The following is a 19,781-nucleotide window of genomic DNA, read 5'->3' on the forward strand; positions in this document are numbered from 1 at the left end:
GTCACGCGGAGGCGTCGCCGACCGGGTCGGCCGGTCCGGTGAGCCGCACGGCCAGGGAGTCCACGAGCGTCGCGATCGCGTCGTCGGACGCCCATCTCGCGGCCAGTCGCTGCAGCACGGCGTCGAGCTCGGCGCGCGTGAGACCGCCGACGAGCTCCAGGCGCACGACGAGCTCGGGGCCCGCGAGCCGTGCGCCGGGGTCCCCGGCGGACAGTTCGACGCCGAGCACCGCCAGCTCCGTGCCGATCGATCGCTCGAACGCCGCACGTACCGCGTCGGACTCGAACGCCGGCGTCCACGCCTGCGACTGCGCGACGGCCCAGACGGCCGGCCGCCGTAGCACGAACTCGCCCGCGGAGCCCGGGTCGAGCACCACGAGGTCGGTGCCGTCGTCGGCCGCGGCGAGCGCGACCCGGACGCCGTCGGCCGGGACCGGACGTGCGACGGGGTTCCACGCCGACATCGCGTCGACGGAGGCGAAGACCGGGAGGACGCGGCGACCGTCGGGACCCTCGACCGTGACGATCGAGAGCTCCTGGCTCTTGTCGACGGCGAGGCCGTGCGCCCCCACCTCCGCGCCGCCGTCGCCGAGGTCGGCGAGGAGCGGGATCAGCAGGCGTGCGGGGCCGAACGCGGCGACGACCTCGGCCTGTCCGCCCTCGCCGGCGCGGAAGCGTCGGACCGCGGCGGCGAGCGCCTCGGGCGCGCGTCCGTCGTCGGCGGCGTGCGGATTGGGCTGGAACGATCGCCCGGCCCACGGCACGCCGGCGGAGTCGGTCGCGGCCGCGTCGTGGTGGGCGGCGTGGTCGCCATGAGCGGCGGATGCGGCGTCCGCACGCCCGTCGACCGGATCAGCGGCCGGCGACATCCAGGGCCTCGGCCAGCGTGAACGCGCCCGCGTAGAGCGCCTTGCCGACGATCGCGCCCTCGAGGCCGAGCGGCACGAGCTCGCGCAGCGCGGCGATGTCGTCGAGGCTCGAGACGCCGCCCGACGCGACCAGCGGGCGGTGCGTGCGGTCCATGATCTGGCGGAGCAGGTCGAGGTTCGGGCCCTGCAGCGTGCCGTCCTTCGTGACGTCGGTCACGACGTAGCGCGCGGCGCCGGCCTCCTCGAGGCGGTCCATGACCTGCCAGAGGTCGCCGCCGTCCTTCGTCCAGCCGCGGGCGGCGAGGGTCGTGCCGCGCACGTCCAGGCCGACGGCGATGGCCTCGCCGTACTGCGCGATGACGGACGCCGCCCACTCGGGGTTCTCGAGCGCCGCGGTGCCGAGGTTGATGCGCTTCGCGCCGATCTCGAGCGCGTGCTCAAGCGAGGCGTCGTCGCGGATGCCGCCCGACAGCTCGACGTTCACGCCGCGCACCTGGCGGATGACCTTCTTCAGGATGCCGGCGTTGGAGCCGCGGCCGAAGGCGGCGTCGAGGTCGACGAGGTGGATCCACTCGGCCCCCTGGTCGGCCCAGTCGGCGGCCGCGTCGACGGGGTCGCCGTAGTTCGTCTCGGTGCCGGCCTCGCCCTTCGTCAGGCGGACGGCCTTGCCGCCCGCGACGTCGACTGCCGGAAGCAGCACGAGACGGGGCGTCTTGTTGAACTCACTCATCACTGTCCTCGTATCGGTGGCTGTGAAGCACCACAGCGGCACAGTCACAGCATCCTAGTCGTGTCGAACGCAGGCGGCCTGCGGATGACGCCCGGTGCCGATCCCCGAGCCGGCCACCGGTTCAGCCGAGCGTGCCCAGCCAGTTCGCGAGCAGCCGGATGCCGGCCTCGGACGACTTCTCGGGGTGGAACTGCGTCGCCGAGAGCGGGCCGTTCTCGACCGCCGCGAGGAACGGTCCGCCGTGCTCCGACCAGGTGAGCCTCGGCTGCGGGAACGGCGGCATCACGTCGAGCACCCACTCCTGCGCGGCATACGAGTGCACGAAGTAGAACCGCTCGTCCTCGATGCCGTCGAACAGAGCACTGCCGACGTCGGGCTGCACGGTGTTCCAGCCCATGTGCGGCAGCACGGGCGACGGGAGCTCGGTCACGACGCCGGGCCACTCGCCCAGTCCCTCGGTGTCGACTCCGCGCTCGACGCCGCGGTCGAAGAGGACCTGCATCCCGACGCAGATGCCGAGCACCGGTCGTCCGCCGGCGAGCCGGCGGTCGATGACCTCGTCGCCGCGCACCGCCCGGAGCTGGTCCATGACGGCCTTGAACGCGCCCACGCCCGGGACGACGAGCCCGTCGGCCTCCATGGCGGCGGCGCGGTCGGCCGTGACCTGCACCTCGGCGCCGGCGCGCTCGAGCGCCTTCGCGGCCGAGTGGATGTTGCCCGAGCCGTAGTCCAGCAGCACCACGCGGCGCGTGGCGGTCACAAGGCGCCCTTCGTCGACGGGATGCCGCTGACGAGCGGGTCGAGGGCCTTCGCCTGGCGGAACGCGCGGGCGAACGCCTTGAACTCGGCCTCCGCGATGTGGTGCGGGTCGCGCCCGCCGAGCACGGTGACGTGCACGGTGAGGCCGGCGTTGAAGGCGATCGCCTCGAAGACGTGGCGCACCATGGAACCCGTGAAGTGGCCGCCGATGAGGTGGAACTCGAACCCGGCGGGCTCCCCCGAGTGCACGAGGAACGGGCGCCCAGAGATGTCCACCACGGCCTGCGCGAGCGCCTCGTCGAGCGGCACGAGCGCGTCGCCGTAGCGCGAGATGCCGCGCTTGTCGCCGAGGGCCTCGCGGATCGCCTGGCCGAGCACGATGCCGACGTCCTCGACGGTGTGGTGCACGTCGATCTCGATGTCGCCACGTGCGCGCACGGTGAGGTCGGTGAGCGAGTGCTTCGCGAACGCGGTGAGCAGGTGGTCGTAGAAGGGCACCGAGGTCTCGATGTCGCTGATGCCCGAGCCGTCGAGGTTCAGCGACAGGTCGATGCTGGACTCGCTCGTCTCGCGCTGCACGCGTGCGGTGCGCGGGGCGCCGGGAGTGGTCATGTGGTCATCCTATTCGGGCGCCTTCGGCGCTCGTCGGGGCGCCGAGGCGCCGGTCGTGGTTCAGGAACCCGCGGCAGCGGGTGCGAAGACGGCGATCGCCTCGAGGAAGGCGCTCGTCTCCGCCTCCGTGCCGGCGGTCACGCGCAGGCATCCGGGAAGACCGATCTCGCGGATCAGGATGCCGCGGTCGAGCAGCGCCTGGAACACCGCGTGCGGGTCGTCGACCCCGCCGAAGAGCACGAAGTTCGACCCGCTGCGGTAGGGGTGGAAACCGAGCCGGGCCAGCTCGGTGGAGATCCGCTCGCGCTGCGCGCGGATCTCGCCGACCATCGCGAGCATCTCGTCGGAGTGCGCGAGGGCGCCGAGAGCCGCCGCCTGCGTGAGCGCCGACAGGTGGTAGGGCAGGCGCACCAGGCGGAGCGCGTCGACGACCGCGGGGTCGGCCGCGAGGTAGCCGACACGCGCGCCCGCGAAGGCGAACGCCTTGCTCATCGTGCGCGACACGAGGAGGCGCGGCCGGCCCTCGAGCAGCGTGAGCGCACTCGGCGTGCCGGGATCGGCGAACTCGATGTACGCCTCGTCGACCACGACGATGCCGCGCGCGGCATCCGCCACCGCGGCGATCGTCTCGAGCGACAGGGGCGTGCCCGTGGGGTTGTTCGGCGCGCAGAGCAGCACGAGGTCGGGGTCGTGCTCGCGCACTGCGGCCACGGCCGTCTCGGGCGAGAGCTCGAACTCGTCGTCGCGCTCGGCCGTGATCCACTCGGTGCCGGTGCCCGAGGCGAGCAGCCCGTACATGGAGTACGTCGGCGCGAAGCCGAGCACGCTGCGACCCGGTCCGCCGAATGCCTGCAGGATGTGCTGGAGCACCTCGTTCGAGCCGTTCGCCGCCCAGATGCGGTCGATGTCGAGGCCGTGTCCGAGGTAGTCGGCCAGCGCGCGGCGGAGCGCCGTGAACTCGCGATCGGGGTACCGGTTGAGACTGAGGATCGCCGCCGCCACGCGAGCGACGATGTCGTGCGCGACGTCCTCGGGAATGGGATGCGTGTTCTCGTTGACGTTGAGCGCGACCGGGACGGACTTCTGCGGCGCACCGTAGGGCGTGCGGCCGCGGAGGTCGTCGCGGATGGGCAGGTCGTCGAGGCTCGTCACCAGTCCATGCTAGCCACGGGCGCAGGCGCGCCCCGCGGCCGTGACGTCATGGGACGACGGGGAGCGCGAGCCGCTGTCCGGGCTCGACCACGGCGTCGTCGAGACCGTTGAGGCGGATGATCTCGTCGATCAGGACGCGCGGGTCGCCGTCGGGCGCGAGCGACTCGGCGATGGCCCAGAGCGAGTCGCCCTGGCCGATGGTGACGTACTCGAACGAGGAGGCGGGCGCCGACGAACCGCCCTGGGCCGCGGCGCCGCCCGAACCGAGGACGGTGACGAGCGCCCAGACCACGAGCGGCAGCGAGGCGAGCGCGGTGAAGACGATGCGCCCGCGCCGCGTCAGCCGGAGCCGAGTCGCGGTGCGCGGTGCGGACTCCACCGTCATGGTGCGGGTCGGTACGATCGCTGCGCTCATCTCACACCTCCTGGACGAGTCGCACCCGGCCCTCGGCCGGGAGGGCCGGATGCGAAGCTCTGTTCCGAATATATCTTCGAATGTTCGAAGCTGCAAGCATCCGATCCGCTGGAATGTGCCCGCGGATTCCGCGACACACTCGAACGAATGTTTGCCGCACCGACATCAGCCGGATACAGTTTCGAATGTTCGACCACAGTCGATCAGAGACCACCGACATCCGGTCGCGAAGGGCCGAAACGAGGGGCGGAGACCGTGAGCACCGACATCGACGACGTGCGGGAGCAGGGCCGGGCGCGCCGCCGCAAGAGCCTCAGCGCCAAGCAGGTCGCCATCCTCGAGGCCATCCAGCGCTCGGTGTCGAGTCGCGGCTACCCGCCGAGCATGCGCGAGATCGGCGACGCGGTCGGCCTCTCGTCCCTCTCGAGCGTGACGCACCAGCTCAACCAGCTCGAGCTGGCCGGCTACCTGCGCCGCGACCCCAACCGGCCCCGCGCCCTCGAGGTGCTCATCGAGCTGCCCGGCTCCGCCGATCGCGCGCCCTCCGCCGGCGAGCCGGTGCCCGTCGGCGACGCCGCGATGGTCCCGCTCGTGGGTCGCATCGCCGCCGGCATCCCCATCACGGCCGAGCAGCAGATCGACGAGGTCTTCCCGCTCCCCCGCCAGCTCGTCGGCAAGGGCGAGCTGTTCATCCTCAAGGTCGTCGGCGACTCGATGATCGACGCGGCCATCTGCGACGGCGACTGGGTCGTCGTGCGCTCCCAGCGCACCGCCGAGAACGGCGAGATCGTCGCGGCCATGCTCGACGGCGAGGCCACGGTCAAGGTGTTCCGCCAGCGCGACGGCCACACGTGGCTGCTCCCCCGCAACAGCGCGTTCGAGCCGATCCTCGGCGACCACGCCGAGGTGCTCGGCAAGGTCGTGGCGGTCCTCCGCGCCGTCTAGGCGGCGACTGCCAAGGCCGCCTGGGGCTGCGCCTTCGCGACCCCGCGGAGCCAGTCGACGACCGTGTCCATGAAGCGGGCGTGGTCGTCGCGGAACACGGTGTGGCCCGTTCCCTCGACGGTCTCGACCGTCATGCCCTGGCGGCGCAGCTGCGCCGCGACGCGCTCCGTGATGAGCAGGCTCTTCTCGGCGAGCACGACGAGGCTGGGCGCGACGAGCCGGGCCGGCGGCACGAGCGGACGTGTGTCGGCGAAGCCGAGGATCGTGCGGCGGTCCCAGTCCCGCAGCGTCGCGAGCTCGATGTCGACGTCGGCCGCGCTCCACTTCGGGTTCATCCGCACGAGCGCCGAGCGCTTCGGTCGCGGCGCGACCGCGAAGAACGCCTTGAACGCCCAGCCGCGGATGCCGGTCGGGAACGAGAACGCCGGGTCGATGTAGATCGCGGCCCGCGGCGCCATGCGGTCGGCGACGAGGCTGGCCACGAGGCCCCCGAGCGAGTGGCCCATGACCACGTCGGGCGGCCCGTCGATGAGCGGCGCGAGGGTCTCGACGACGTCGTCCGCCCAGGCGGCGGGCGAGTACCGGCGGGCGCGCGGGCTGCGTCCGTGCCCGGCCAGGTCGACGGCGAGCACGCGGAACCCGTGCTCGCGGAGCTCGGCGGTCACGCGGTGCCAGGCTCGCGAATCCGACATGATGCCGTGGATGAGCACGGCCGTCTTCGAACCGCTGCCGGATTCGTTCACCGCGAGACGCATGGGCCGACCGTACGCGATCCACCTGTGCGATCGCCCGACGGCAGCCGAGGGGTTGCCACATGCAGGTCCATGCGCAGGCGACGACGAGGGCGGATGCCGCGAGCCCGCGGCATCCGCCCCCTCGTCGTTGCGGACTACTCGGCCAGCACGGGCTCCGAGAGCTCGGCGCGCACGGCACGCGTCGCCTCGATGATGTGCTCGAGCGAGGCGACGGTCTCGTCGTAGCCGCGCGTCTTCAGGCCGCAGTCGGGGTTGACCCACAGCTTCGACGCCGGGATCTCGGCGACGGCCCGCTCGAGGAGCGCCTGCACCTCGGCGGCGCTCGGCACGCGCGGCGAATGGATGTCGTAGACGCCCGGCCCGATGCCGTGGTCGAAGCCGCTCGTCGACAGGTCGTCGACGACCTCCATGCGGCTGCGTGCGGCCTCGATCGAGGTGACGTCGGCGTCGAGGTTGCGGATCGCGTCGATCACCACGCCGAACTCCGAGTAGCAGAGGTGCGTGTGCACCTGCGTCGCCGACGCGGCACCGCCCGTGGCGAGCCGGAACGAGCCGACCGACCAGTCGAGGTACGCCGGCTGGTCGGCTCGCTTCAGCGGCAGGAGCTCGCGCAGCGCGGGCTCGTCGACCTGGATGACGCGGATGCCGGCCTGCTCGAGGTCGCCGATCTCGTCGCGCAGCGCGAGCGCGACCTGTCGCGCGGTGTCGCCGAGCGGCTGGTCGTCGCGCACGAACGACCACGCGAGGATCGTGACCGGGCCCGTGAGCATGCCCTTGACGGGCTTCTCGGTGAGCGACTGCGCCCAGGTCGACCACTCGATCGTCATCGGCGCGGGGCGTGAGACGTCGCCCCAGAGGATCGACGGGCGCGTGCAGCGCGAGCCGTACGACTGCACCCAGCCGTGCTGCGTCACCGCGAAGCCGTCGAGCAGCTCGGCGAAGTACTGCACCATGTCGTTGCGCTCGGGCTCGCCGTGCACGAGCACGTCGAGGCCGAGGTCCTCCTGCAGGCGGATGACGCGCTCGATCTCCTCGCGCATGAGCGCGCGGTACTCGGCATCCGACAGCTCGCCCTTCACCAGGCGCGCACGCGCGCGGCGGATCTCGGGCGTCTGCGGGAACGAGCCGATCGTCGTGGTCGGCAGCTCGGGCAGGTCGAGCGCCTCCTGCGCCGCGACCCGCTCGTCGTACGCCGCCCGCGTGAAGTCGCGGTCGACGAGCGCGTCGAGACGGTGGCGCACGGCGGGCACGCGTACGCCGGGCGCGCCGGCGCGGTCGGCCAGCGCGGCGGATGCCGCGTCGAGCTCGTCCGCGATCGCGTCGCGTCCCTCGGCGAGGCCGCGCGCGAGCGCCGCGACCTGCGCGACCTTCTGGTCGGCGAACGCGAGCCAGCTGACCAGGCGCGGGTCGAGCAGCGTCTCGTCGTCGACGTCGTGCGGCACGTGCAGCAGCGACGTGGAGGTCGAGACGGCGACGTCGCCCGAGAACGAGCGCAGCGCGTCGGCGCGCTCGAACGCGTGCGCGAGGTCGCCGCGCCAGATGTTGTGGCCGTCGACGACGCCCGCGACGAGCGTCTTCGCGGCGAGCGACTCCTCGGTCGCCGGGTCGAGCTGCTCGGGCGCGGCACCGCGCACGAGGTCGAGCGAGATCGCCTCGACGGGGGCCGCGGCCAGCGCGGGCAGCGCGTCGCCGAGCGCGCCGTAGGGCGCGGCCACGAAGATCGCGGGACGGTCCTCGGCCGAGCCGAGGACGTCGTAGGCACGGCCGATCGCGTCGAGCACCCGCTCGCGGGGCTCGTCGATGCTCTCGCTCACGAGCGCCGGCTCGTCGAGCTGCACCCAGCCGGCACCCGCCGCGGCGAGCTCGGCGAGGAGCCCGGCGTAGACGGGCACGAGGTCGTCGAGACGGTCGAGCGGACGGAAGCCCTCGGGCGCGCCGTCGGCGGCCTTGGCGAGGAGGAGGAGGGTGACCGGGCCGACGATGACCGGGCGGGTCAGGAATCCGGCCGCCTTCGCCTCGGCGAACTCCGCGAGGACGCGGTCGGCGTGCAGCGCGAAGGCGGTGTCGGGGCCGATCTCGGGGACGAGGTAGTGGTAGTTCGAGTCGAACCACTTCGTCATCTCGAGCGGGGCGTCCTCGCCCTCGCCGCGGGCGATGGTGAAGTACCCGGCGAGGTCGACCCGGCCGGCCTCGTCCTGCAGGCGGCGGAAGCGCTCGGGGACGGCGCCGACGGCGATCGCGGCGTCGAGCACCTGGTCGTAGTACGAGAAGGACTCGGGGATCGACGAGTCGTCGCGCCCGAGGCCGAGCGACGCGAGGCGCTCCCGGGTCGCGGCCCGGAGCTCGGCCGCGGCGGCTTCGAGCTCGGCGGCGTCGATCGCGCCGGACCAGAAAGCCTCGACGGCCTTCTTGAGCTCGCGACGGCGGCCGATGCGCGGGTAGCCCAGGATCGTGCCGGTGGGGAAGGCGTGTGCGGTCATCGTTCTGTGGTGTTCCTCTCGTTGACGAGTCGGTCGTGGGGGCCGAGGCCGAGGCGGTCGACGACGTCGAGCACGGCTTCGTGGCGGTTGAAGGTGTAGAGGTGCAGGCCGGGCGCGTCGTCGCCGTCCAGCACCGCGGCGGCGAGCCGGGTCGCGTAGTCGATGCCGATCTCGGTCTGCGCGGCCGGGTCGGGCTCGATCTCGAGGTCGATCGCGAGCGACGCGGGCGGCTCGACGCCGGTGAGCTCGGTGAGCCGCGCGAGCCGGGCGGGCGTGGTGACGGGCATGATGCCCGGCAGGATCGGGATGGTGACCCCGCCCGCGCGGGCGCGCTCGACGAACCCGAAGTAGTCGTCGGCGTGCCAGAAGAGCTGCGTGATCGCCAGGTTGGCCCCGGCGATCTCCTTCGCGAGCAGGGTGTCCACGTCCTGCGCGGGGCCCCGCGAGCGCGGATGCCCCGTGGGGAACGCCGCGACGGCGACGCGCTCGGGCCGCGGACGCTCGCGGATCTGCGTGACGCCGGGCAGCCCGGGGATGCCGACCTGCGCGAACGGCTCCCGCTCCTCCTGCACGCGGTGGATGAGCTGCACGAGCTCGGCGGCGCTGTCGAGGTCGCCGATCCCCGCGTCGGGATGGGCGCCCACGGGCGGGTCGCCCCGGAGCGCGAGGAAGCTCGTGATGCCGGCGTCGAGGAACTGTCGCACCAAGCGGTTCGCCTCGGCGTGCGAGGAGCCCACGCACGTGAGGTGCGCCATCGGCTCCACGTCGGTGTTCTCGAGCATGTAGCGGAGCACGGTGAGCGAGCGCTCGCGCGACGAGCCGCCGGCGCCGAAGGTCACCGAGATGAAGGCGGGATCAGCCTCGGCGAGGCGGTCGATCGTGCGCCCGAGCGCGAGCGCCGCGGCATCCGATCGCGGCGGGAACAGCTCGAACGAGACCGGCGGGCGGGGCCGACAGTCGGCGCCTCCGGCGTCCTGTCCGGTCTCTGCCATGGTGCTCCTGCGGGGCGGGGCCGGGTCGTCGGGGAAGGCACGGCAGGCCGCGTCCCCCGGCCGGACTCGGCGGGTGGGTGTCGCGGGCGGGTGCCGGGCTCGGCGGTCGCTCCTGGTGCCCGGCATCCGGCCGTGCACCGACGATCACCAGCGACGATACGCCTGCGTTCCGCGGAAATGAGCACTATGACGTGACGTGACGCCCTGAAACGGGACGATCGGCACACCCTGGGTCGGGTGCGCCGATCGTGTCGAGCGTTTCGCCCGCTCGTCAGGCGGGCACGGATGCCGCGTCGAACTCCGCGAGCTGCGCGGCCTGCTCGGGCGACGCGAGCGCACGGATGCGGGTGCCGTCCTCGACGTACTCCACCGAGAGGACGCGGCCCGTCTCGTGCAGCGTGGAGACCACGTCGCCGCGGTCGTACGGCACGAGGAGGTCGACCTCCACGGCGGGGTCGGGCAGCATGCGCCCGATCGCCTCGAGCACGTCGGCGACGCCCTCGCCCGTGCGGGCCGAGGCGAACACGGCGTTCGGCTCGAGGCCGCGCAGCACGAGGCGGTCCTCGGGCGACACGAGGTCGGCCTTGTTGAACACCACGAGCTCGGGCACGTCGCGCGCGCCCACCTCGCCGATGACGTCGCGCACGGTCGCGATCTGGCCGGCGGGGTCGGGGTGCGCGGCGTCGACCACGTGCACGATCAGGTCGGCGTCGCCGACCTCCTCGAGCGTCGAGCGGAACGCCTCGACGAGCTGGTGCGGCAGGTTCCGCACGAATCCGACGGTGTCGGCGATCGTGTACACGCGGCCGTCGGCCGTGGTGTTGCGGCGCACGGTGGCGTCGAGGGTGGCGAACAGGGCGTTCTCGACGAGCACGCCCGCGCCGGTGATGCGGTTGAGCAGGCTCGACTTGCCGGCGTTCGTGTACCCGGCGATCGCGACCGACGGCACCGCGTTGCGGCGGCGGTTGGCCCGCTTCGCCTCGCGCGCGGGCTTCATGCCCGCGATCTGCCGGCGCAGCTTCGCCATGCGCGAGTGGATGCGACGGCGATCGAGCTCGATCTTCGTCTCACCCGGGCCACGGGAGCCCATGCCCGCACCCGCGCCGCCGACCTGGCCACCGGCCTGCCGCGACATCGACTCACCCCAGCCGCGCAGGCGCGGGAGGAGGTACTCGAGCTGCGCGAGTTCGACCTGGGCCTTGCCCTCGCGGCTCTTCGCGTGCTGGCTGAAGATGTCGAGGATCGTCGCGGTGCGGTCGATGACCTTCACCTTCACGACGTCCTCCAGCGCACGCCGCTGGCTCGGCGCGAGCTCGGTGTCGGCGATCACGGTGTCGGCGCCGAGCGCCGCCACCACGTGCCGGAGCTCCTCCGCCTTGCCGCTGCCGAGGTACGTGCTGGGGTCGGGGTGCGGACGACGCTGGAGCAGCCCGTCGAGCACGCGGGCGCCCGCGGTCTCGGCGAGGGCCGCCAGCTCGCGGAGCGAGTTCTCGGCGTCCTCCTGCGATCCCTGGGAGTACACGCCGATGAGCACGACGTTCTCGAGTCGCAGCTGCCGGTACTCGACCTCGGTGACGTCCTCGAGCTCGGTGGAGAGCCCGCTGACGCGACGGAGCGCCGCGCGCTCCTCGCGGTCGTACTGGTCGCCGTCCGCCGTGTCGGCGCCCGCGGCATCCGACCAGTCCCGCTGGATCGCCGACGCCTCGGCGGCGCCGAATCGCGCCACGCCCGCGCGGGTCTCCGCGCTGCGCAGCACGCGCTCGACGGCGTCGTCGGCGGTGCTTCGCTCTGGTTCGTTCATCGAATCCACCCTACTTCTCTCGGTCCTGCTGTCGTGCGATAGCTTGCTTGCATGGGCTCCGACCACTACTTCTCCCCTGCCCCTCGGAGCGACTCCACCGTCCGCACCATCCGTGCGCGGCTGGCCGGGCGCGAGCTCGAGCTCGTGACGTCTGCCGGCGTCTTCAGCCCCGAGCACCTCGACCAGGGGACGCGGGTGCTGCTCGATACCATGCCCGAGCCGCCCGCTGCGGGCCACCTGCTCGACCTCGGCGCCGGATGGGGACCGATCGCAGTGAGCCTCGCGCTGCAGTCGCCGGATGCCACGGTCTGGGCGGTCGACGTCAACGAACGTGCGCTCGACCTCGTGCGGCGGAACTGTCAGCGGCTCTCCATATCGAATGTCAACGCCGTGGTGCCCGACGATGTTCCCGCCGAGGTGCGATTCGCGCAGATCGTGTCGAATCCGCCGATCCGCGTGGGCAAGGCCGAGCTGCACGCGATGCTCGGCCGGTGGCTGCCGCGCCTCGAGCCCGACGCGGCGGCGTGGCTCGTGGTCGCGAAGCACCTCGGCGCCGAGTCGCTGCAGCGCTGGATCGGCACGGACCTCGGGTTCGACGTCGAGCGGGCGGCGAACTCGAAGGGGTTCCGCGTGCTGGAGGTGCGGCACGCGGCCGGCGACTGAGCCGCTGGTCAGCCGAGGCTGAGGACCCCGTCGAAGACGAGCTCGGCCGGCCCGGCGAGGGCCACGTGCTCGCCGTCGTGTGCCTGGAACATCCGCACGCCGAGCACCCCGCCCGGCACGTGCACGCGCCAGTCGTTCGGCGCGCCCTCGCCCGCCCAGTGCCGAACGGCGAGGGCGGATGCCACGGCGCCCGTGCCGCACGAGAGCGTCTCGCCCGAGCCGCGCTCGTGCACGCGCATGCGGATGCGGCCGATGCCGTCCTCGACGAGCGGCTCCGCCGGAACGACGAACTCGATGTTCGCGCCCGCGTCGGGAACGGGGTCGATGAGCGGCTGGTAGTTCAGGTCGACCGTGTCGAGCTCGTCGTCGTCGGCGAGGGCCACGACGACGTGCGGGTTGCCGACGTCGATGCCGAGGCCGGGGCGTGCGACGGGCAGCTCCTTCGCCCGCACGAGCGGCTCGCCGCCGGCGAGGCGCCACGGGCCGAGGTCGGCCTGGAACCCGGTCGCCGTGCGGCTCACGGTGCGGACGCCCGCGCGCGTGCCGATCGCGATCGACCCGCCGGCCGGCAGCTCGGCGAGGCCCTGGTCGAGCAGGTAGCTCGTGAAGACCCGGATGCCGTTGCCGCACATCTCGGAGACGCTGCCGTCGGCGTTCCAGTAGTCCATGAACCAGACGGCATGGGGATCTGCGGCGAGGGCCGCGGCGCCGTCGTCGAGGTTGCTCGATCGCACGGCGCGGATGACTCCGTCGGCGCCGACGCCGAACCGTCGGTCGCAGATCGCGGCGATCTGCGTGGGCGTGAGCTCGGTGTCACCCTCGGGGTCGCTGAAGAGCACGAAGTCGTTGCCGGTGCCCTGCCCCTTGGTGAATCGCAGATCGAAGGACATTCGATCAGTCTAGGGCCGCCTGGCGGGCCAGCTCGGCGCCCCGATCGACCGCGTCGTCGGCGTCGATCGTGGTGGCGTCGGCGTAGCGGCGGAACCAGCCGACCTGCCGTCGGGCGTACGTGCGGGTGAGCTGCTGCGTCTCGGCGACGGCGTCGTCGCGCGACATCCGCCCGTGCAGCTCGGCGAGCGCCTGGGCGTAGCCGATCGCCTTGCGGGCCGTGACGCCGCGCTCGAGGCCCTGCGGCACGAGCGCCTCCACCTCGCCGACGAGCCCGTCGCGCCACATGCGCTCGACGCGGGCGTCGAGGCGCTCGACGAGGCGCGCGCGGTCGCTGCGGAGATGGACGATGCGGTGCTCGCGCCACGGCACCGGCTCGTCGGGCAGGCGCGCGGCCTTGGGCTCCCCCGTGAGCTCGATGACCTCGAGCGCGCGCACGATGCGCCGTCCGTTCTGCGGGTCGACACTCGCGGCGGTCTCGGGGTCGATGTCGCGCAGTCGCGCATGCAGGAGGCCGGGGCCCAGCGCGACGAGCTCGGCCTCGAGCCGCGCGCGGATCGCGGCATCCGTGCCCGGGAACCGGAAGTCGTGGATGACGGAGGACACGTAGAGACCCGACCCGCCGACGAGCAGGGCGACGCCGTCGCGCGCGACGATCTCGTCGATCACGGCGCGGGCGTCGGGCTGGTAGGCGGCGACGGATGCCTCCTGCGCGACGTCGAGCACGTCGAGCAGGTGGTGGGGCACCCCGCGGCGCGCCTCGGGCGGCAGCTTGGCCGTGCCGATGTCCATGCCGCGGTAGAGCTGCATCGCGTCGGCGTTCACGACCTCGGCGACCCGGCCGACGCGTCCGAACGCCTCGGCGAGGTCGAGCGCGAAGTCGGACTTGCCGGTGCCGGTGGCGCCGACGATCGCGATGAGGGTCACGTCAGCGCTGGGCGTCGGTGGGGTCGTAGATCGGCATGGTCCCGACGCCGGGCGCGACGAGCGGCTCGGTGCCGCGGGCGCGCAGCACGGGCAGCCCGAGCGAGACCCTGCCGGCGCCGGATGCCCCGGGGGCCGCCGGCACGCCGCAGCTCTCGGCCTCGGCGCGGTCCCACGCATCGCCCGCGCGGGTGCGGCGGACGCGCAGCGGCGCGTCGTCGAGCGAGTCGGCGAGCAGGTGGAACGGCGCCGCCTGCGTGATCGTGACCGAGACGACGTCGCCCGGGCGCGGCAGCTCGGAGCCCGGCGGGACCTCGAAGTGCACGAGGCGGCTGTCTTCCGCGCGGCCGCTCAGGCGGTGCGTCTCAGCGTCCTTCTTGCCGTCGCCCGTGGAGACGAGCACCTCGACGGCCCGGCCGACGAGCCGCTGGTTCTCCTCCCACGAGATGCGTTCCTGGAGGGCGATGAGGCGCTCGTAACGCTCCTGCACGACCTCCTTCGGCACCTGCTCGTCCATGGTCGCCGCGGGCGTGCCGGGGCGGATGGAGTACTGGAAGGTGAACGCGGACGCGAAGCGTGCCGCCTCGACGACGCGGAGGGTCTCCTGGAAGTCCTCCTCGGTCTCCCCGGGGAAGCCCACGATGATGTCGGTCGAGATCGCCGCGTTCGGGATCTTCGCGCGCACCCGGTCGAGGATGCCGAGGAACTTCTCGGAGCGGTAGGACCGGCGCATCGCCTTGAGGATGCGGTCGGAGCCCGACTGCAGCGGCATGTGCAGCTGCGGCATGACCGAGGGCGTCTCGGCCATCGCGTCGATGACGTCGTCGGTGAAGGCCGCGGGGTGCGGGCTCGTGAAGCGGATGCGCTCGAGGCCCTCGATCTGCCCGGCGGCGCGGAGCAGCTTGCCGAACGCCTGCCGGTCGCCGAACTCGACGCCGTAGGAGTTCACGTTCTGCCCGAGGAGGGTGACCTCGACGGCACCGTCGTCGACGAGCGCCTGGATCTCGGCGAGGATCTCGCCGGGCCGGCGGTCCTTCTCCTTGCCGCGCAGCGCGGGCACGATGCAGAAGGTGCAGGTATTGTTGCAGCCGACCGAGATCGACACCCAGCCGCTGTAGGTCGAGTCGCGCTTCGTCGGCAGCGTCGACGGGAAGACCTCGAGCGCGTCGAGGATCTCGAGCTGCGCCTCGTCGTTGTGGCGCGCCCGCTCGAGCAGGCTCGGGAGCGACCCCATGTTGTGGGTGCCGAACACGACGTCGACCCAGGGCGCCTTCTCGAGGATGACGTTCTTGTCCTTCTGGGCGAGGCAGCCGCCGACGGCGATCTGCATGCCGGCGTGGCGGCGTTTGACGCCGGCGAGATGGCCGAGGTTGCCGTAGAGCTTGTTGTCGGCGTTCTCGCGGACGGCGCACGTGTTGATGACGACGACGTCGGGCTCCGCACCGTCGGCGGGGACGTACCCGGCGGCCTCGAGGGATCCGCTCAGGCGCTCGGAGTCGTGCACGTTCATCTGGCAGCCGAAGGTGCGGACCTCGTAGGTGCGCGGCGCCGCGGCCGGTTCGACGGCCTCGACGGTCGGGGCCTGGTGAAGGGTGCTCATGATCGCACCAGTCTACGAGCCCGCGGCGGACAGCGCCGCCGTCACCACCTCGCGCACCAGGTCGCCCGGGTACCCGCGCCGCTGCAGGAACGCCGACAGCCGCCGCTCGGCCGTCTGCCGGTCGAGCCCGGCCAGCTGGCGTGCCCGGCGCTCGGCCATGGCGTAGGCGTTGCGCCGCTCCATGTCGGGATCGAGCTCGTCGACCGCGGCCCTGGCCGCCGCCCCGTCGACCCCGCGCCGAGTGAGCTCCTGCAGGATGGCGCCGCTCCCCCGCCCGCGACGCGTGCCGTTGACGTGGACGAGCTGCTCGGCGAGCCGGGCGTCGTCGAGGTAGCCGAGCCGCTCGTAGCGCTCGATCCACTCCTCGATCTCGACGTCGTCGAGCCCGTGCTCGGCGAGCACCGCCCGGACCTCGGCGACCGACAGCGCGGACCGGCGCAGGCGCGACACGACCAGGCGGTCGATGCGCTCGTCGCGTTCGGGCCCCGTCTCGTCGGGCTCGTCGTCGACGACGGTGAACCGCGCCCGGCGGGAGGCGGCACGCCGATCATCGGATCGCGCCCGATCGCGGCGATCGGATCGCCCGCGCTCACCGCCCTCGTGCCCGTCGGCGGGGCGCTTCCCGTCGACCTCGGCATCGACGTCGTCGGGCTCTTCGTCCTGCCCGGCGGAGTCGTTCAGCCCAGCGATCCACGGCTCGGCCGGGACCTCGTCGGGCTTCGCCCACCGCTCGGCGTCGACCTCGCCCGGCTTCGCCCACGGCAGGTACGAGACCGGGGCGAGATGCTCGGATGCGTCGCTCATCTGGTTCCCCTCCCCGGTCTCGGCTGCACAGCGTGTGCGATGGTCGCTCAGGCGCCCTTGCGCCCGAGCTTGCTCTCGATGGACTCGACGTTGGACGGCGCGGCCTGCGCGCCGCCGGCCGGCTGGCCGATGCCGAGCTTCACGAGGATCTTCTTCTCGATGTCGGCGGCGATGTCGGGATTCTGCAGGAGGAAGTTGCGCGCGTTCTCCTTGCCCTGCCCGAGCTGGTCGCCGTCGTAGGTGTACCAGGCGCCCGACTTCTTCACGATGCCCTGGTCGACGCCGTAGTCGATGAGGCTGCCCTCGCGCGAGATGCCGACGCCGTAGAGGATGTCGAACTCGGCCTGCTTGAAGGGCGGCGCCATCTTGTTCTTGACGACCTTGACGCGAGTGCGGTTGCCCACGGCCTCGGTGCCGTCTTTCAGGGTCTCGATGCGGCGGATGTCGAGGCGCACCGAGGCGTAGAACTTCAGCGCCTTGCCTCCGGCCGTGGTCTCGGGGCTGCCGAAGAACACGCCGATCTTCTCGCGGAGCTGGTTGATGAAGATCATGGTGGTGTTCGTCTGGTTGAGCCCACCGGTGAGCTTGCGGAGCGCCTGCGACATGAGTCGCGCCTGGAGGCCCACGTGGGAGTCGCCCATCTCGCCCTCGATCTCGGCGCGCGGCACCAGCGCCGCCACCGAGTCGATGACGATGAGGTCGATCGAACCGGACCGCACGAGCATGTCGGCGATCTCGAGTGCCTGCTCGCCCGTGTCGGGCTGGGAGACGAGGAGCGAGTCGATGTCGACGCCGAGCTTCTTCGCGTAGTCGGGGTCGAGCGCGTGCTCGGCGTCGACGAACGCCGCGATGCCGCCGGCGCGCTGGGCGTTGGCGATTGCGTGCAGCGTGAGCGTGGTCTTGCCCGAGGACTCGGGGCCGTAGATCTCGATGATGCGGCCCCGGGGAAGGCCCCCGACGCCGAGCGCCACGTCGAGCGCGATCGATCCGGTGGGGATGACCTCGACGGGAGCGCGCTCCTCGCTGCCGAGGCGCATGACCGAACCCTTGCCGAACTGGCGGTCGATCTGGGCGAGTGCGGTCTCGAGTGCTTTCTCGCGGTCTACAGGTGATGGCATGTGCTGGCTCCCTCGTGCTCGATGCGGCTGCCTCTAGGCTGTCGTTCCACGTTGCGGGCCGTGACCCGCGGCGTCTCGCGACAAGGCGTTTGCGGTGTGTTCCGACGCTTCGACCGTATGGCCGCCCACCGACATCCGGAGCTCCGAGGAGCCGGGTGTGGAGAGACGCGTCGTTCCTCCTGCTGTCGAGGACGAGCCTAGCCGAGCATCCGAACGGATGTTCGAAGCCGCGCCCGCGTGTCGAACACGTCTTCGGGCGCGCCGGAGCGACGGCGCGAAGGAGTCAGCGCACCGCCTCGGCGACGGTGATCAGCCCTCCGCGGGCTCGCGGAGGCCGACGCCGTGCCGGCGTGAGGGCGGGACATCCGTCGCCTCGCAGAGGGCGAGCCAGACGTCGCGGGCGGGCACGCCGGCAGCGAGCGCCTCGCGTGCGGTGCGGTCGCCGACGCCCGAGAGCACGACGTCGTTGACGACGACGTTGCCGTAGGCGGGGCCGAACTCGTCGTCGACGGCGTTCTGGAACTCGCTGAGCTTCATCGGACCCCTCCTCTGCGGGATCGGAGCATGTGGACACGGGGCTGCATGGCCCGGACACGCGATCGGCCGGTCCGAAGACCGGCCGATCGGGTTGGAACGTGCGTGATCAGCGGACCATCATGTCCGCATCGAACTCCGCCACGAGCTCGTCGGGGAGGCTGTCGGGCACCGTGGCCAGACCCTCGATGACCGCGATGCGGTCGCCGACCTCGTGCATGATGACGGAGATGGGGGTGTCGAGCGCCTCGGCGACCGACGCGAGGATCTCGGACGAGGCCTCCTTCTGGCCTCGCTCGACCTCGCTCAGGTAGCCCAGCGCGACGCTCGCCTTCGACGCGACCTGCCGGAGCGTGCGCCCCTTCTGCAGACGGAAGTCCCTCAGCACGTCGCCGATCTCTTGTCGAACCAGAACCATCGGAACCTCCTTCTCTCTGCCCTGCGACTCCGCCGGAGCCGGAACGGGAGCGTCAGTTTACACTGACTCTCCGTACCCTCTAACCTAGCGTCGCACACTGTGGCTTCGGTGTGAACTCGACACATGTAACAGGGTGTTCACGTACGTTATTCCGCGACCGGTCCGCCCTCGCGGAGGCGCGCGAGGACCACGTCGATCGCCGAGCGGACCGTCGCCGAGCGGATCTCCTGCCGGTCGCCGGTGAGCGACAGCTCGACCGCCTCGACCTCGCCGAAGGCCGCGATGCCGACGAAGACGGTCCCCGGCTCGCGGCCGTCCTGGCCGTCGGGACCGGCCACGCCGGTCGTCGCAAGGCCGATGTCGGCCGGGCGCCCGTCGACGGCCAGCGCCGCCGCGACACCCGACGCCATCTGACGGGCGACCTCGGGATGCACCGCGCCCTCGCGTGCGAGGAGCCCTCCGTCGACGCCGAGCACCGACGCCTTCACGGCGGTGTCGTAGGCCACCACGCCGCCTGAGACGGCGAGCGAGGCACCAGGGATCCGCGTGAGCTCGGCGGTCACGAGGCCACCGGTGAGCGACTCGGCCACGGCGATCCGGAGCCCGCGCCGGGTGAGCTCGGCGATGACGAGGGCGGTCGGGTCGATCGGGTCGGTCGGGTCGGTCGGGTCGGTCGCGGGTTCGCCGGCCGCGGCATCCGTCGGCACCGGCGTCACCCCTGCGCGCGGTGCTCGCGTGCCAGGCGCACCGCGTCGCGCACGTAGAGCAGCCCCGACCAGACGGTGAGCACGAGGGCGATCGCCATGAGGACCGCGTTGACCCACGCCATCCACTCGCCGAGCAGCGCAGGCAGCGGCGCGAGGGCGAACGAGATCGCGATCGACTGGGCGAGGGTCTTCAGCTTGCCGCCCGAGGAGGCCGGGACCACGTTGCCACGGCCGAGCTCGACGAAGCGCCAGATCGTGATGCCGACCTCGCGGATGACGATGAGCGCCGTGACCCACCACGGCACCTCGCCGAGGATCGAGAGGCACACGAGCGCGCCGCTCGTGAGGAGCTTGTCGGCGATGGGGTCGAGGATCTTGCCGAGGTCGGTGACCTGTCCGCGGCTGCGCGCGAGGTAGCCGTCGATGCCGTCGGTCGAGATGGCGATCACGAAGAGCGCGGTGGCGATCCACCGCAGCGTGCCGCCCTCGCCGTCGTCGGCCAGCAGCAGCCAGAAGAACACGGGTGCGAGCAGGATCCGCACCACCGTGATGGCGTTGGGGAGGTTCCAGTTGGCCGAGCGCGCCGGGCTGCCGGCGGAGGAGGTCATAGGGCCAA

Annotated in this window: 21 protein-coding genes; 2 read left to right on the forward strand and 19 right to left on the reverse strand. The window is 72.3% G+C overall.

The window, feature by feature from the left end:
* Position 1: 1 nt before the first annotated feature.
* The 6 genes from ACWGO8_RS00175 to ACWGO8_RS00200 all read right to left on the reverse strand — a co-directional run bounded on the left by ACWGO8_RS00175 (position 2) and on the right by ACWGO8_RS00200 (position 4,536).
* Positions 2-868, reverse strand: a complete 867-nt coding sequence (locus ACWGO8_RS00175) for an SseB family protein (protein WP_452041165.1) — start codon at positions 866-868, stop codon at positions 2-4.
* Entirely contained in the window at positions 852-1,598 is a 747-nt protein-coding gene (priA, locus tag ACWGO8_RS00180) for a bifunctional 1-(5-phosphoribosyl)-5-((5-phosphoribosylamino)methylideneamino)imidazole-4-carboxamide isomerase/phosphoribosylanthranilate isomerase PriA (RefSeq protein ID WP_452041166.1), read from the reverse strand. The genes ACWGO8_RS00175 and priA overlap by 17 nt, the downstream gene beginning before the upstream one ends.
* Positions 1,599-1,719: 121 nt before the next feature.
* Entirely contained in the window at positions 1,720-2,358 is a 639-nt protein-coding gene (hisH, locus tag ACWGO8_RS00185) for an imidazole glycerol phosphate synthase subunit HisH (protein ID WP_452041167.1), read from the reverse strand.
* Positions 2,355-2,969 (reverse strand): imidazoleglycerol-phosphate dehydratase HisB, encoded by a 615-nt coding sequence (hisB, locus tag ACWGO8_RS00190; RefSeq protein ID WP_452041168.1) that lies wholly within the window; start codon positions 2,967-2,969, stop codon positions 2,355-2,357. The genes hisH and hisB overlap by 4 nt, the downstream gene beginning before the upstream one ends.
* A 60-nt stretch (positions 2,970-3,029) precedes the next feature.
* Positions 3,030-4,121 carry a histidinol-phosphate transaminase gene (locus tag ACWGO8_RS00195; protein ID WP_452041169.1) on the reverse strand — a complete coding sequence of 364 codons (1,092 nt, stop codon included), beginning with the start codon at positions 4,119-4,121 and terminating at the stop codon, positions 3,030-3,032.
* A gap of 46 nt (positions 4,122-4,167) precedes the next feature.
* Positions 4,168-4,536 (reverse strand): LysM peptidoglycan-binding domain-containing protein, encoded by a 369-nt coding sequence (locus ACWGO8_RS00200; protein ID WP_452041170.1) that lies wholly within the window; start codon positions 4,534-4,536, stop codon positions 4,168-4,170.
* Positions 4,537-4,803: 267 nt separating this feature from the next.
* On the opposite strand from ACWGO8_RS00200, the gene lexA reads away from it, so the two are divergent.
* Entirely contained in the window at positions 4,804-5,481 is a 678-nt protein-coding gene (gene lexA / locus ACWGO8_RS00205; RefSeq protein WP_376957558.1) for a transcriptional repressor LexA, read from the forward strand.
* Here lexA and ACWGO8_RS00210 read toward each other — a convergent pair.
* The 4 genes from ACWGO8_RS00210 to hflX all read right to left on the reverse strand — a co-directional run bounded on the left by ACWGO8_RS00210 (position 5,478) and on the right by hflX (position 11,509).
* The gene (locus ACWGO8_RS00210) at positions 5,478-6,236 is read right to left on the reverse strand and encodes an alpha/beta fold hydrolase (protein WP_452041171.1); all 759 of its coding nucleotides are present in this window, start codon (positions 6,234-6,236) and stop codon (positions 5,478-5,480) included. The genes lexA and ACWGO8_RS00210 overlap by 4 nt on opposite strands.
* A 134-nt stretch (positions 6,237-6,370) precedes the next feature.
* Positions 6,371-8,716, reverse strand: coding sequence for a 5-methyltetrahydropteroyltriglutamate--homocysteine S-methyltransferase (gene metE, locus ACWGO8_RS00215; RefSeq protein ID WP_452041172.1), 2,346 nt, complete (start codon positions 8,714-8,716; stop codon positions 6,371-6,373).
* The gene (locus ACWGO8_RS00220; RefSeq protein ID WP_452041173.1) at positions 8,713-9,708 is read right to left on the reverse strand and encodes a methylenetetrahydrofolate reductase; all 996 of its coding nucleotides are present in this window, start codon (positions 9,706-9,708) and stop codon (positions 8,713-8,715) included. Before ACWGO8_RS00220 ends, metE begins: the two co-directional genes overlap by 4 nt.
* Before the next feature lie 271 nt (positions 9,709-9,979).
* Positions 9,980-11,509 (reverse strand): GTPase HflX, encoded by a 1,530-nt coding sequence (hflX, locus tag ACWGO8_RS00225; RefSeq protein WP_452041174.1) that lies wholly within the window; start codon positions 11,507-11,509, stop codon positions 9,980-9,982.
* Positions 11,510-11,560: 51 nt separating this feature from the next.
* Between hflX and ACWGO8_RS00230 the strand changes: the two genes are divergently transcribed.
* Positions 11,561-12,172 carry a class I SAM-dependent methyltransferase gene (locus ACWGO8_RS00230; RefSeq protein WP_452041175.1) on the forward strand — a complete coding sequence of 204 codons (612 nt, stop codon included), beginning with the start codon at positions 11,561-11,563 and terminating at the stop codon, positions 12,170-12,172.
* Positions 12,173-12,180: 8 nt separating this feature from the next.
* Here ACWGO8_RS00230 and dapF read toward each other — a convergent pair whose 3' ends face one another.
* The 9 genes from dapF to pgsA form a co-directional block, all read right to left on the reverse strand.
* A complete protein-coding gene (dapF, locus tag ACWGO8_RS00235) occupies positions 12,181-13,062 on the reverse strand; it encodes a diaminopimelate epimerase (protein WP_376956857.1) in 882 nt (293 codons plus the stop codon).
* Positions 13,063-13,066: 4 nt separating this feature from the next.
* Positions 13,067-13,987: a tRNA (adenosine(37)-N6)-dimethylallyltransferase MiaA gene (gene miaA, locus ACWGO8_RS00240; RefSeq protein WP_452041176.1), complete on the reverse strand. Its 921-nt coding sequence runs from the start codon at positions 13,985-13,987 to the stop codon at positions 13,067-13,069.
* 1 nt (position 13,988) lies between these two features.
* Positions 13,989-15,584, reverse strand: a complete 1,596-nt coding sequence (gene miaB / locus ACWGO8_RS00245; RefSeq protein WP_452041177.1) for a tRNA (N6-isopentenyl adenosine(37)-C2)-methylthiotransferase MiaB — start codon at positions 15,582-15,584, stop codon at positions 13,989-13,991.
* A 12-nt stretch (positions 15,585-15,596) separates the two neighbouring features.
* Positions 15,597-16,388, reverse strand: a complete 792-nt coding sequence (locus tag ACWGO8_RS00250; RefSeq protein ID WP_452041178.1) for a regulatory protein RecX — start codon at positions 16,386-16,388, stop codon at positions 15,597-15,599.
* Between the two features lie 47 nt (positions 16,389-16,435).
* Positions 16,436-17,506, reverse strand: a complete 1,071-nt coding sequence (recA, locus tag ACWGO8_RS00255; protein WP_376956864.1) for a recombinase RecA — start codon at positions 17,504-17,506, stop codon at positions 16,436-16,438.
* 309 nt (positions 17,507-17,815) lie between these two features.
* On the reverse strand, positions 17,816-18,043 hold the full coding sequence (locus tag ACWGO8_RS00260; protein WP_452041179.1) for a DUF3046 domain-containing protein: 228 nt from the start codon (positions 18,041-18,043) through the stop codon (positions 17,816-17,818).
* A gap of 106 nt (positions 18,044-18,149) precedes the next feature.
* Positions 18,150-18,458: a helix-turn-helix domain-containing protein gene (locus ACWGO8_RS00265; RefSeq protein WP_452041180.1), complete on the reverse strand. Its 309-nt coding sequence runs from the start codon at positions 18,456-18,458 to the stop codon at positions 18,150-18,152.
* 146 nt (positions 18,459-18,604) lie between these two features.
* Positions 18,605-19,174, reverse strand: coding sequence for a CinA family protein (locus tag ACWGO8_RS00270; protein WP_452041181.1), 570 nt, complete (start codon positions 19,172-19,174; stop codon positions 18,605-18,607).
* Complete coding sequence (gene pgsA, locus ACWGO8_RS00275; RefSeq protein ID WP_376956870.1) at positions 19,171-19,773, reverse strand: CDP-diacylglycerol--glycerol-3-phosphate 3-phosphatidyltransferase; 603 nt, start codon at positions 19,771-19,773, stop codon at positions 19,171-19,173. Before pgsA ends, ACWGO8_RS00270 begins: the two co-directional genes overlap by 4 nt.
* Positions 19,774-19,781: the final 8 nt, after the last annotated feature.

The organism is Agromyces sp. NPDC055661, assembly GCF_053618135.1.